The sequence below is a fragment of the Nonomuraea sp. NPDC003201 genome (assembly GCF_053590415.1).
In genome coordinates this window covers 110,017-123,711 of record NZ_JBSFTC010000001.1, presented here as the reverse complement: position 1 = coordinate 123,711, position 13,695 = coordinate 110,017, and the positions used below count along the sequence as shown (strand labels likewise).

The 13,695-nt window shown below is 68.8% G+C and carries 8 protein-coding genes; 3 read left to right on the top strand and 5 right to left on the bottom strand.

What is annotated here, in order from left to right:
- Nucleotides 1–97: 97 nt before the first annotated feature.
- The 3 genes from ACWDX9_RS00575 (at nt 98) to ACWDX9_RS00565 (ending at nt 7,127) form a co-directional block, all read left to right on the top strand.
- Nucleotides 98–2,971 (top strand): glycoside hydrolase family 48 protein, encoded by a 2,874-nt coding sequence (locus tag ACWDX9_RS00575; protein WP_449947309.1) that lies wholly within the window; start codon nt 98–100, stop codon nt 2,969–2,971.
- Nucleotides 2,914–5,478 (top strand): glycoside hydrolase family 9 protein, encoded by a 2,565-nt coding sequence (locus ACWDX9_RS00570; protein WP_449947724.1) that lies wholly within the window; start codon nt 2,914–2,916, stop codon nt 5,476–5,478. Before ACWDX9_RS00575 ends, ACWDX9_RS00570 begins: the two co-directional genes overlap by 58 nt.
- Nucleotides 5,479–5,543: 65 nt before the next feature.
- Nucleotides 5,544–7,127, top strand: a complete 1,584-nt coding sequence (locus ACWDX9_RS00565; RefSeq protein WP_449947306.1) for a cellulase family glycosylhydrolase — start codon at nt 5,544–5,546, stop codon at nt 7,125–7,127.
- A 121-nt stretch (nt 7,128–7,248) separates the two neighbouring features.
- Here the strand turns inward: ACWDX9_RS00565 and ACWDX9_RS00560 are convergent, their stop codons facing one another.
- From ACWDX9_RS00560 to ACWDX9_RS00540, 5 genes are all read right to left on the bottom strand, one after another.
- Entirely contained in the window at nt 7,249–7,776 is a 528-nt protein-coding gene (locus ACWDX9_RS00560; protein WP_449947303.1) for a hypothetical protein, read from the bottom strand.
- Nucleotides 7,773–8,840: a lytic polysaccharide monooxygenase gene (locus ACWDX9_RS00555; protein WP_449947300.1), complete on the bottom strand. Its 1,068-nt coding sequence runs from the start codon at nt 8,838–8,840 to the stop codon at nt 7,773–7,775. Before ACWDX9_RS00555 ends, ACWDX9_RS00560 begins: the two co-directional genes overlap by 4 nt.
- Before the next feature lie 241 nt (nt 8,841–9,081).
- The gene (locus ACWDX9_RS00550) at nt 9,082–10,344 is read right to left on the bottom strand and encodes a serine/threonine-protein kinase (protein WP_449947298.1); all 1,263 of its coding nucleotides are present in this window, start codon (nt 10,342–10,344) and stop codon (nt 9,082–9,084) included.
- A complete protein-coding gene (locus tag ACWDX9_RS00545; RefSeq protein WP_449947295.1) occupies nt 10,331–11,302 on the bottom strand; it encodes a LacI family DNA-binding transcriptional regulator in 972 nt (323 codons plus the stop codon). The genes ACWDX9_RS00550 and ACWDX9_RS00545 overlap by 14 nt, the downstream gene beginning before the upstream one ends.
- Nucleotides 11,303–11,504: 202 nt before the next feature.
- On the bottom strand, nt 11,505–13,646 hold the full coding sequence (locus ACWDX9_RS00540) for a transglycosylase domain-containing protein (RefSeq protein WP_449947292.1): 2,142 nt from the start codon (nt 13,644–13,646) through the stop codon (nt 11,505–11,507).
- Between the last annotated feature and the right edge of the window lie 49 nt (nt 13,647–13,695).

Sequence of the window (13,695 nt, the reverse complement as noted above, 5' to 3'; positions counted from 1 at the left end):
ACTCCTCTACTCCCATGGAGACCCCGTGAAGTACAGACCTCCTCCCCTTCTCTCCCGCTTGTCGCGGCGACTGGCCGTGGCCGCGACGCTTGTCCTTGTGGCGGGTGTGACCTCGGCCGTGTCGGCCGGACCCGCGCAGGCGGCCGTGGCGTGCGACGTGACGTACACGGCCAACTCGTGGACCAGCAGCCCCGGTCAGGGTGGTTTCACCGCGAGCATCACGTTGAAGAACACCGGTGACCCCATCACCTCGTGGAACCTGGGCTTCGACTTCCCCACCACGGGGCAGAAGTACACCCCGACGGGCTGGAGCGCCAACTGGAGCCAGTCGGGCACGCGCGTCACGGGCACCAACATGCCCTACAACGGCAGCCTTGGCACCGGCGCGTCCGTGTCCATCGGCTTCAACGGCACCTGGACCGGCAGCAACCCGAACCCGACCACGTTCACCGTGAACGGGGTCACCTGCGGCGGCGCCAACGCCGCGCCCACGGTGTCGCTGACCTCGCCGACCGCGGGGCAGACGTTCACCGCCCCGGCCACCGTGCCGATCGCGGCGAACGCGTCCGACTCCGACGGCACGGTCTCGAAGGTCGACTTCTACCAGGGCTCCACGCTGCTGGGCACCGACACCTCGGCGCCGTACAGCTACAGCTGGACGAACGTGGCGGCCGGCAGCTACTCGATCACCGCGCGGGCCACCGACAACGGCGGCGCGACCACCACCTCGGCGCCGGTCGGGATCACGGTCTCGCAGAACACGGGTCCCGCGCTCGTGGTGAGCCCGACGAGCCTGTCCGTGCCGGAGGCGGGGACCGCGAGCTTCAGCGTGAAGCTGTCGCAGGCGCCCTCGGCCAACGTGACCGTCACCACCTCACGCGCCAGCGGTGACACCGACCTGACCGTCTCCGGCGGCGCCAGCCTGACCTTCACGCCGTCCAACTGGAACACCGCGCAGAACGTCACGCTCGCGGCGGCCAACGACAGCGACACCACCGCCGGCTCCGGCGTGTTCCGGGTGAGCGCCACCGGCTACACCGCGGTCGACGTCACCGCCACCGAGGCGGACGACGACGTCGGCGGCAACAACACCTACGTCCAGCGCTTCGTGGAGATGTACAACGAGCTCCACGACCCGGCGAACGGCTACTTCTCGCCCGAGGGCGTGCCGTACCACTCGATCGAGACGTTCATGGTCGAGGCGCCGGACCACGGGCACGAGACCACGTCCGAGGCCTACAGCTACTACCTGTGGCTGGAGGCGGTCTACGGGCAGGTCACCGGCGACTGGACGAAGTTCAACAACGCCTGGGCCTCGATGGAGAAGTACATCATCCCGGCCGCGGCCGACCAGCCGACGAACTCCTTCTACACGCCGAACAAGCCGGCCACGTACGCGCCGGAGTCGAACCAGATCAGCAACTACCCGAGCCCGCTCGACTCCAGCGTCACGCCCGGCGTCGACCCGATCGCGGGCGAGCTGCAGAGCGCGTACGGCACCCGCGACATCTACGGCATGCACTGGCTGCTCGACGTCGACAACACCTACGGCTTCGGCCGCTGCGGCGACGGCACCACCAAGCCCGCCTACATCAACACCTACCAGCGCGGCCCGGAGGAGTCGGTCTTCGAGACGATCCCGCAGCCGTCCTGCGACACCTTCAAGCACGGCGGCACCAACGGCTACCTGGACCTGTTCATCAAGGACAGCTCCTACGCCAAGCAGTGGAGGTACACCAACGCCCCCGACGCCGACGCGCGCGCCGTGCAGGCCGCGTACTGGGCGCAGACGTGGGCCAAGGCGCAGGGCAAGGAGTCGCAGATCTCCGGGTCGGTCGCCAAGGCCGCGAAGATGGGCGACTACCTGCGCTACGCGATGTACGACAAGTACTTCAAGAAGCCCGGCTGCACGAGCCCGCAGTGCGCGGCCGGCACCGGCAAGGACGCCTCCAACTACCTGCTGAGCTGGTACTACGCCTGGGGCGGCGCGACCGACTCCAGCGCCGGCTGGGCATGGCGCATCGGCTCCAGCCACAACCACTCCGGCTACCAGAACCCGCTCGCGGCCTGGGCGCTGGCGAACGTGACCGAGCTGAAGCCCAAGAGCAGCACCGGCGTGGCCGACTGGAGCACCAGCCTCACCCGGCAGCTGCAGTTCTACGGCTGGCTGCAGTCGGCCGAGGGCGCCATCGCCGGTGGCGCGACCAACAGCTGGGAGGGCCACTACGCGACGCCGCCGGCCGGCCTGCCGAAGTTCCACGGCATGACCTACGACTGGCAGCCCGTCTACCACGACCCGCCGTCGAACCAGTGGTTCGGCTTCCAGGCGTGGACGATGGAGCGGGTGGCCGAGCTCTACTACGCCTCGGGCAACGCCGACGCCAAGGCAGTGCTCGACAAGTGGGTCACCTGGGCCATGAACAACACCACCATCAACGCGGACGGCTCCTACCAGATCCCGTCCACGCTGCGGTGGACCGGTCAGCCCGTGGGTGACTTCACCGCCAACTCCGGGATGCCTCCGGCCAACCCCGGCCTGCACGTGACGATCGCCGACTACACGAACGACGTGGGCGTGGCCGGCGCGTACGCCAAGGCGCTCATGTACTACGCGGCCAAGGCGAACAACACGGCGGCCAAGAACATGGCCAAGGCGCTGCTCGACGGCGTGTGGAAGAACCGCGACGCCAAGGGCGTGTCGGTCCCCGAGACCAAGACCGACTACAACCGCATTGACGACCCGGTCTACGTGCCGTCCGGCTGGAGCGGCAAGATGCCCAACGGCGACGCCATCAACTCCAGCTCGACGTTCATCTCGATCAGGTCCTTCTACAAGAACGACCCGGACTGGCCGAAGGTCGACGCCTTCCTGAAGGGCACGGGCCCCGCGCCGGTCTTCAACTACCACCGGTTCTGGGCACAGGTGGACGTCGCCGTCGCCCTGGGCGAGTACGGACGGCTCTTCCCGTGAGAAAAGCACTGATCGCCGTGGCGTCGCTGGTCCTGCCCCTCATTTCGATGGGGGCGGGGCCGGCGGCCCACGCCGCCGCGCCGGCGTTCGCGTACGGTGAGGCGCTGCAGAAGGCGCTGTGGTTCTACGAGGCCCAGCAGTCGGGCGACCTGCCGAGCTGGAACCGCGTCGGCTGGCGCGGCGACTCCGGCATGAACGACGGCAAGGACGTGGGCGTGGACCTCACGGGCGGCTGGTACGACGCGGGCGACCACGTCAAGTTCGGCTTCCCGATGGCGTTCTCCACGACCATGCTGGCCTGGGGCGCGGTCGAGTACCGCGACGCGTACGCGAACTCCGGGCAGCTCACGCACCTGCTCGACAACCTCAAGTTCGTCAACGACTACTTCATCAAGGCCCACCCGTCGGCGAACGTGCTCTACGGGCAGGTCGGCAACGGCGGCACGGACCACGCCTGGTGGGGCCCGGCCGAGGCCATGCAGATGACGCGGCCCGCGTACAAGATCGACGCGTCGTGCGGCGGGTCGGACCTGGCGGGCGAGACGGCGGCGGCGATGGCCGCCTCCTCGATCGTCTTCCGCCCGACAAATCCGACTTATGCTGACACGCTCCTGACGCACGCCAAGCAGCTGTACTCCTTCGCCGACACGGTCAGGAAGAAGTACACCGACTGCATCACCGACGCGCAGGGCTACTACAACTCGTGGAGCGGCTACAACGACGAGCTGGTGTGGGGTGCGATCTGGCTCTACCGGGCCACGAACGACGCCTCCTACCTGGCCAAGGCCGAGACCGGGTACGACAACCTCGGCAACGAGCCGCAGACCACCACCAAGTCGTACAAGTGGACGATCGCGTGGGACGACAAGTCGTACGGCGCGTACGTGCTGCTGTACAAGCTGACCGGCAAGCAGCGCTACCTGGACGACGCCAACCGCTGGCTCGACTGGTGGACCGTCGGCGTGAACGGCGCGAAGGTGGCGTACTCGCCGGGCGGCCAGGCCGTGCTCGACCGGTGGGGCTCGCTGCGGTACGCGGCCAACACCTCGTTCGCGGCGCTCGTGCACAGCGACACCATCACCGACGCCGCACGCAAGGCCCGCTACCACGACTTCGCGGTGCGGCAGATCAACTACGCGCTCGGTGACAACCCGCGCAACTCCTCGTACCTGATCGGGTTCGGCGCCAACCCGCCCAAGAACCCGCATCACCGCACGGCGCACGGCTCGTGGACCGACCAGATCACCAACCCCGAGCAGACCCGCCACACCCTGTACGGCGCGCTCGTCGGCGGACCGCCCGACCCGAACGACGCCTACACCGACAAGCGCGACGACTACGTCATGAACGAGGTCGCCACCGACTACAACGCCGGCTTCACCAGCGCGCTGGCCCGGCTCTACAAGGAGTACGGCGGCGCTCCCGCGGCGAACTTCCCGGTGGCGGAGACCCCGGACGGTCCCGAGCTCTTCGTCGAGGCGGGTGTGAACGCCTCGGGCGCCGGCTTCACGGAGATCAAGGCCATCGTCCGCAACCAGTCGGCCTGGCCCGCCAGGGTCCTGTCCGACGGCTCGTTCCGCTACTACTTCACGCTCGACGGCACGACGACGGCCTCGCAGATCACCGTGTCGTCGGCTTACACGCAGTGCAAGGCGCCCACGCTGCATCAAACCGCGAGCGGCACCACGTACTACGTGAACATCGACTGCTCCGGGCAGGCCATCGCCCCGGCCGGGCAGTCGCAGCACCGCAGAGAGGTGCAGTTCAGGATCACCAGCGCGGGCACGTGGGACGCGGCGAACGACTGGTCGTACCGGAACATCCCCACCACGCCCGGCGCGACGCCGGTGCGCACCGGGAACATCACTCTCTACAGCGGCGCGACCAAGATCTGGGGTGAGCCCCCGGGTCCGGAGGAGCAGGACACGACAGCGCCCAGCAAGCCGGGCAAGCCCGCGGTCTCCGAGATCACGGGCTCGACGGCCAAGCTGAGCTGGACCGCCTCCACGGACAACGTGGGCGTGAGCGGCTACGACGTCTACCTGGGGTCCCAAAAGGTAGGCACGGCCACGAGCGCGTCCTTCAACCTGAGCGGGCTCACCCCTAGCACCTCCTACACCGCCTCCGTGGTGGCGCGGGACGCGGCGGGCAACGCCTCGGCGTCGTCCGACGGCACCTCGTTCACCACGACGAACACGACGCCGCCGCCGACCGGCGGGTGCGCGGCGACGTACAAGGTGACGAGCTCGTGGGGCGGCGCCTTCCAGGCCGAGGTGACGGTGAAGAACAACGGCACCTCGGCGACCACCGGATGGACGGTCGCCTGGACGTCGGCGAACCAGATCACCCAGCTCTGGGGCGGCAGGCACACCCAGTCGGGGTCCGGCGTCACCGTCAAGAACGAGGCGTACAACGGGGCGCTCGCGCCGGGCGCCACCACCACGTTCGGCTTCATCGCCAACGGCACACCCACCGTCCCCGACCCCATCACCTGCACTCCCGCCTGAGTGAAGACTCCGCCCCCGCCGCGGTAGCGGCGGGGGCGGTTCCACAGCTCAGTGAAAGGCAGCACATGAGATCAGTGATCACCGCGCTGGCCTGCCTCCTCGCCTTCTTCGTCGCCCCCGTCGCCCCCGCGAACGCCGCCGTCGGCATTCACGTGAGCGGTACGAAGATCGTCGAGGCCAACGGCCAGGAGTTCGTCATGCGCGGCACCAGCCACGCGCACACGTGGTACGCGACGCAGACCAAGGCGTTCGCGGACATCAAGTCGCTGAAGGCCAACACCGTGCGGGTCGTGCTGAGCGGCGGCCGCTGGACCCCCAACAGCGTCTCCGACGTGGCCAACGTCGTCTCCCTCTGCAAGCAGAACAAGCTCATCTGCGTGCTGGAGAACCACGACACCACCGGGTACGGCGAGCAGAGCGGCGCCTACACCCTCGACCAGGCCGCCAACTACTGGATCAGCGTCAAGTCCGCCCTGGTCGGCCAGGAGGACTACGTCATCGTCAACATCGGCAACGAGCCGATCGGCAACAACGCCGTCACTCCGGGCTGGGCCGCCGCCACCACGGCCGCGATCCAGAAGCTGCGCAGCAACGGCTTCCAGCACGCGCTGATGGTGGACGCGCCCAACTGGGGTCAGGACTGGCAGTTCGGCATGCGCGACAACGCGCGGGCGGTCTTCGACAGCGACCCGAACAAGAACACGATCTTCTCCATCCACATGTACGGCGTCTTCGACACGGCCGCGGAGATCAACGCGTACATGGACGCGTTCAAGACCGCGGGGCTGCCGCTGGTCGTCGGCGAGTTCGGCTTCAACCACTCCGACGGCAACCCGGACGAGGACACGATCATGGCGCAGTCCGTGAGCCGCGGCCTCGGCTACCTGGGCTGGTCGTGGAGCGGCAACGGCGGCGGCGTCGAATACCTCGACCAGGTCACCAACTTCGACGTCACCCAGCTCACGGATTGGGGCCGGCGGCTGTTCAACGGCGCCAACGGCATCGCCGCCACCTCCAAGCAGGCCTCGATCTACGGCGGCGGCACCACCGACCCGACCCCGCCGAGCACGCCGGGCACCCCGTCGGCGTCCGGCATCACCTCGTCGGGGGCGAACCTGTCCTGGACGGCCTCCACGGACAACGTCGGCGTGACCGGCTACGACGTCTACACCTCGACCGGGACCTCGCTCGGCTCGACCGCGACGAACTCGATCACGCTGACCGGGCTGTCGCCGGCGACCACGTACCAGGTGTACGTCAAGGCCAGGGACGCGGCCGGCAACCAGTCCGCCGCCTCGCCGACGGCGTCGTTCACCACGCTCAGCGGCGGCGGCACCGGCGGCGGCTGCACCGCCACCGGCACCGTGCAGAGCCAGTGGGGCACCGGGTACGTCGTGCAGCCCGTGACCGTGACCAACACCAGCACCTCGACCAAGTCGAGCTGGACGGTGACCTTCACGCTGCCGGCCGGCCACACGCTCACCGGCTCCTGGAACGCCGCGGTGACGGTCAGCGGCCAGACCGTGACGGCCAAGAACCTGAGCTACAACGGCACACTCGCACCCAACGCCGGCACGAGCTTCGGGGTGCAGGCGAGCCGGCCCAGCGGCAACACGTCCGTGCCGTCCGGCTACACGTGTGCCAACTGAACCGCCCGTCGTACCGCTGCGTATGAGGAGGTGAGGCGAAACATCCACCCTGCCCCACGACACCATCCCGCCCGGATGGGACGGACGCGGCCGGTACCTCCAGCCGGCCGCGTCCGTTGTGTTACTTGGCTTGGGTCTTGACGGCTTCAGCGAAGCGCTCGCGGGCGGCGTCGATCGCCGACTCGTCCTGGAACTCGGCGAAGGCCGCCTCGTGGTAGCGGGCCGGGATGAGCCGCTTGACGCGGTCCGGATAGCCCACGCCCGGCTCCGGCACCCGGACCAGGGGAGGGATGCCGACGCGCACCGCGATCGGGCCCGCGGCCCGTACGGAGGTGGCCCAGTCGGTGCCCGCGCCGGTGATCGCGCACATGTGGCGGGCGTAGACCCACTTCACCTCGACGAGGGAGGTCGCGTCGGGCGGATCGAACCCGAAGGGCTCCACGGCGCACACGACGCGCGAGTCGAAGTCGTGGCCGTGCGCGTGGTGCTCGTCGGGCGAGGACTGCTCGAGGATGAGCGTCACCTGGGCGGCGAGCTCCTGGTTCAGCTGGGAGGACGGCTGGCGGGCGGCGAAAAACATCACCCCGGCCAGGGTCAGGCCGGCCAGGGTGACGAGTGCCGCGGCAAGCCCGCGACGTGATTTGATCACGGGCTGGTGCAGGTCAGGGCCGGGGCCGGGTTGGGGATCGAACCGGTGGCGTTGAAACCGAACGAGGTGGTCGCGTTCGGTGCGAGCTGCCCGTTGTAGGTGGCGTTCTTGACCACCACGTTGGGCGGTTGCCCGGACAGCACGCCGTTCCATGGCGAGCCGTCGAAGCCCTGGCCGCCGGAGTAGGTCCACTTGACCGTCCAGCCGTTGATCGACGAGATGCTCGTGTTCTTCACGGTCACCTCGCCCTGGAAGTGGCCGGCCCAGCCGGTGTCCGTGGCCTTCCACGTGGCGGTGCAGGCGCCCGGGTTGGCCGTCGGGGTCACCGTCGGGGTCACCGTCGGGGTGGCGGTGGGGGTGCTCTGGCCCGGGCCGACACCGGTGACCTCGCCCTTGCCGCCGTCGAAGACGACGTCGGAGCAGCTGTAGAAGTTCTCGTTGCTGTCGGAGCGGACCCACATCGTGTAGATGATGTGCCGGCCGGTCTTGCCGGACGGGAGCTGGGCGTTCCAGTAGTAGTAGTTGAGCGCGCCGGCGGGGCCGGTGTCCGGCGGGTTGGTGGCGCTGCCGAACGGCTCCAGGTCGGACCACTTCAGCGGCCCGTTGGGGTTCCAGCCGTTCTTGGTGACGTAGTAGTTGAAGACGCCGGGGTGCTTGGCCCAGTTGCTGTGCCGCATCTGGATGGTGGCGCCCGAGGTCAGGTGGGTCAGCGGCCAGTCGCTGCGCACCGCGTTGTAGGCCGAGAAGTCGTAGGGACCGCCGGTGCCGCCGCTGCAGAGCTGCCCGTCGGGGATGAACCCGGTGGTCCGGCCCCCGCCGTCGGAACGCAGCACCGCGAACCAGTTGTACAGCGGGGTCGTGCCGCTCTGCGCGACGGCCGCCGCGCACGCGGGGTTGTAGGGGGTGATCTGGCCGTTCTCCCGCAGGCCGTCCTGCCAGCACAGGAACGTCCTCGCCGCGGGGAACATCGACACCCCGTGCGCCAGTGCCTGCGTGGGCACCATCAGAACAGTCGTGATCAGAACCATGACGGCGGTGATCGCCGCCGACTTGAATAACCTCATGGGGATTCCCTTGCGCTGACGAATGAGGAAACCTGCCCACGAGCAGCCCGCCCGGCCAGCGCATTGAATCACGCCGCGCACGACCTCGACAACGCGCTGTGAAAGTTTCATTCGATCTTGGTCATGGCCGGTGCAGGCGCTACTCTGGGAGCGCTCCCATCAGGGGATGTGGCACGCGGCGTGCTTTGCGAGGGGTACGGACCGCGTAGGAGGGGTACGGCGGGTGCTGCCGTACCCCTCCTCAATCACGATCCAGCGCGGCGTCGATGTCGTCGAGCCTGGCCTGCAGCTCGCTCAGGCAGGCGGGTGCGAGCCGCCCCTCGCCGAAGCGGTCGGACAGCTTCTGGCGCAGGTTGTCCGTCCTCGACACCGACGGGCCGTGCGGTCCCACCGCGGCGTGCAGCACCTGTTTGAGGTCCAGCACCACGTCCGCGTCGGTCGCGCCGCACGGCGTCCTGGCCTCCAGCACCGTGTTGAAGCCGTCCACGGCCTGCTCGACGGTGGCGGCCGTGGCCGGCATGCTCTCGATCAGCCTGGCGGTCGGCAGCGTCTTGACCGTCACCTCCGGCTGCGGCTTCTGCTGCTCCTGCTGTTGCTGCTGGAGTCCCGTCTGCTGGAACCACAGCAGGGCCGAGAGCGCGACGGCCGCCGAACCGGCGACAGTGAGGCCACGCCTGACGTGCCGCCCGAGGCTCGCCGCACTCAGCGCCGAGGTCAGCGCCGAGACGATCTCGGCCGCGGTCGGCCGCCGGTCCGGCCGGTCCGCCAGGCAACGCTGGCAGAGCGTGGCCACGGAGTACGGCACGCCGGCGACGCGGGGCGGGGGATACGTCCTGCGCGCGGCCTCGATCTCCTCCCACGTCGTCTCCGGGTACGGCGTCCGCCCGGTGAGCATGGTGTGCAGCAGCACGCCGAGGGCGTACACGTCGACCGCGGGATGGGTCGGCGCGCCGAGCAGCCGTTCGGGGGCGACGTAGGGAGGGGTGCCGCGGTCGTCGTCGGGGTCTCCGGCCCAGGCCGCGATGCCGAAGTCGAGCAGCTTGGGTCCGTCTGCGGTGAGCAGCACGTTCTCGGCCGTGACGTCCCGGTGGACCAGGCCGCGGGCGTGCCCGGCCATCAGGACCCGGGCCAGCCGCAGCGCGATGGCCGCCGCCTCGGTCCACGGCAGCGGCCCCTGCTCGATGCGCTCGGCCAGCGGCGTGCCGTCGAGCAGCGGCATCACCACGTAGGCGGCGACGCCGCCGTTCGTGGTGACGGTCTCGCCGTAGTCGTAGATGTCGATGGAGTCGGGATGGATGAACCGGGCGGCGGCGCGCGCCTCGCTGCGGGCGCTCATGCGCTCGCCGCCGCCGGCATGAAGTGAGGCGGTGAGCACCTTGACGGCGATCATCCGGTGCAGCGACTGGTCGAAGGCACGCCAGATGACCGACATGCCCCCGCGGGCCAGCGGATCCAGCAACAGATACCTGCGGGCCAGTATGTCCCCCGGCTCAAGCCGACTCACGGACGACCAGTTCCGTAGGGAGTATGGGGTCGATCCCCGCGGCCCCCGACAGGAGCAGCCGGGTGGCGACGGTGGCGAGCTCCTCGACGGGCTGGCGGATGGTGGTCAGGGCCGGGACGGTGTGCCTGGCGACCGGGGCGTCATCGAACCCGATCACCGCCACGTCCGCCGGCACCTTGCGCCCGGCCCTGCGCAGTGCCTGGATCGCGCCTGCCGCCATCAGGTCCGAGGCGACGAAGACGGCGTCCAGACCTGGGGCGTGGCGTAACAGCCACTGCATGGCGTGGGTGCCGGAGGCCGCGGTGAAGTCCCCGTAGGCCACGGGAACGTCGGGTGCGCCCGCCGCCTGCAGGGTGCGTACCAGGCCCTCTAATCGGTCGCGCGCGCCGGGTAAGGACGGTGGTCCGCCGATGGCGGCGACGTTGCGGCGGCCGGATAACAGGAAGTGCTCCGCCGCCTGGCGGCCGCCGTCGAGGTTGTCCACGTCGGCGTACGGGAGTTTGAGATCGTGTGGCGGGCGGCCGATGTTGCGGACAGGGACGCCCGAGGTGGACAACTTGATCGCCAGGGGGTGGCGCTCGCGCGCGCCCACGATCAGCACCGCGCCGGACAGCACCGGCAGTACGGACGACGTGGGCGTGACGGTGGTCACCATGAGATGGGTGCCGTGTTCGGCGATCACGGCCCCTGCGGCGGACAGGAGCCGTGCGTAGTAGGGTTCGGAGAACAGGCGTGGGAGGTGGTCGCAGATCACCGCCGTGACGCCGTCGGCCATGGTCTTGGCGGCCGTTCCCCGGGGGGCTCGTTGGCGGACGTATCCCATGCGGGACACGGCGTCGTAGACTTGCCGGCGGGTCGAGGTACTGACCCGCACCGAGCCCGTGAGGACTCGAGATGCGGTCGCGGGGGAAACCCCTGCAGCGGCCGCCACCTGTGCCAGTGTGGGCTGCTCGGTCATGGAGCACCTCGCGGAAAAGATCCTGGGAGCGCTCCCACGTTACCAATGTTTCGTCGCTGTTAATAGGGCCTTTGCTGGGAGTGCGTCCCACTGTGCGGACGCACTCCGAATTTGCTCAGCTAGAGGCCCTGATAACCGACAGTTGTTTTTGTGCCGAACGTTGATCGCGCAATATTTGCGTGTCTGATTTCGCCGTATCCGGTCAGTGGGTCACCGTTGTGTCGATCTGTGCCTCGTCGAGTCCGCCGTCCGTGTCGTCCGGCTGGGGGCGCACCGGCTGCCGGGGCTGGCAGCTCGCACCGCAGCCGCCGAAGCGCGCGGTGTTCACCGGGGTGAACTCCGTCGCCGGGATGCCCTTGAGCGCGGACAGCATGGTGTCCTTCCAGATCGGCCCGGGGATGGAGGCCCCGAAGACCGAGGGGAAGTAACGGCCGCCGATGGTGATGCGGTTCAGCTTGTGCGTCACCGCGCCGCGCGGGTCACCGATGCTGACCGCTCCCGCGAGATCGGGGGTGAACCCGGCGAACCAGGCGGTGGACTGCTCGTCCGTGGTGCCGGTCTTGCCGGCGGCCGGCCGGCCGATGCCGCCGACGCCCTTCATGGTGCCCTTGGTGAACACGCCGGAAAGGATGCTGGAGGCGGCGTCCGCGACCTCAGGGTCGAGCGCCTGCTTGCACTTGGGCTTGTAGTTCGTGACCTTGCCGTCGCGGTCCTTGATCGAGGAGATGGCCATCGGCTCGCAGTACTTGCCGCGCGCGCCGATCGCGGCGTACGCGTTGGCCACGGTCACCGGGTCCATCTCGTTGATGCCGAGCGTGAACGTCTCGAACTCCTGCAGGTCCTGCCCGTCGGAGCGCTCGATGCCCAGCGACTTGGCCGTCTTGACCACGTTGCACAGGCCCACCTTCTGCTCCAGCGCCATGAAGAAGGTGTTGACCGAGCCCCAGGTGCCGGTGGCCAGCGACTTGAAGCCACCGCCGCCGCCCTCGGCGTTGGTGACGGTGAAGCTGGGCTCGCCCATGTTCTGGCCCTTGCAGTTCTTGAACGACCAGTAGGCCGGAGCGCGGTAGCCGCTGCCCACCGAGATCCCGTCGTTGATCTTCATTCCCTGCTTGAGGGCGGTGAGCAGGGTGAACGTCTTGAACGTCGAGCCCGCCTGGAAGCCGGTGCCGCCGCCGTGCACCGCGTCGGCGACGAGGTTGTAGGACATCTCGTTCTTGCGCTTGTTGGTGCCGTACTTGCGGCTGGCGGCCATGGCCTTGATCGAGCCCGTGCCCGGCTGGACGAGCGCCTCGGAGGCGACCGGGTTGTCGGAGGCGTACACGTGCTTCTTGATGGCCAGCTCGGCGGCCTTCTGCATCTTCGGGTCGAGCGTGGTCTTGATCTCCAGGCCGCCCCGGTTGAGGAACGCGGTCCTGGCCTTCTTCGTCTTGCCGAAGTCAGTGTTGCTGAGGATCTCGTTGCGGACGTACATGCAGAAGTACGGGTAGTCGCTGGCCTCGCAGCCGCCGGGCAGCGGGGTGCCCTTGTAGCCGAGCTTGGTCTTCTTGGCCTCGGCGGCCTGCTCCGGCGTGATCTTCTTCAGCTCGGCCATCCGGTCGAGCACGACGTTGCGCCGGAACAGCAGCCGCTCCTTGAACTCCTTGCCGCGGCTGGGGTCCGTCTGGAGCGGGTCCTGAACGGCGCCGGCCAGGGTGGCGGCCTGGGGCAGGGTCAGGTCGGCGGCCTTGACTCCGAAGAAGCGCTTGGCGGCCGCCTCGATGCCGTAGGCCCGGGCGCCGAAGTACGCGATGTTCAGGTATTTCTCGAGGATCTCGTTCTTGGTGTACTTCTCCTCGATCGCCATCGCGTAGCGCAGCTCGTTGAGCTTACGGGCGTAGCTGGCCTCCAGGGCCGCGTTCTTCTCCTTGGTGGTGCTCGCCGAGTTGAGCAGCACCTGCTTGACGTACTGCTGGGTGATGGACGAGCCACCCTGGGCGATGCCGCCCGAGGTGAGGTTCTTGGCCAGGGCGCGGACGGTGCCCTCGATGTCGATCGGGCCGTGCTCGTAGAAGCGGTAGTCCTCGATCGAGATGATGGCCGTCTTCATGATCTCGGCGATGTCGTCGAGCTTGACGTTCTCGCGGTACTCCTCGTAGAACGTCGCGATCGGCTTGCCCGTGGCGTCGAGCACCGTCGTCCTCTCCGCGAGGGGCGGCTCCTTGAGGTCCCGCGCCTTGAGGCCTAGGTCCTCGGATGCCGAGACGAACATCGCTCCGGTGCCTCCGACCGCGGGCAGTGCGATGGCCGCGGCCACTACACCGGCCGCTGCCGCCGCCCCGGTCAGGCGCGCGATACTCGACAAACGGGAACCCATGGTTGTAAAACCTCCCACTCGTGGCATTAGGGTGCAT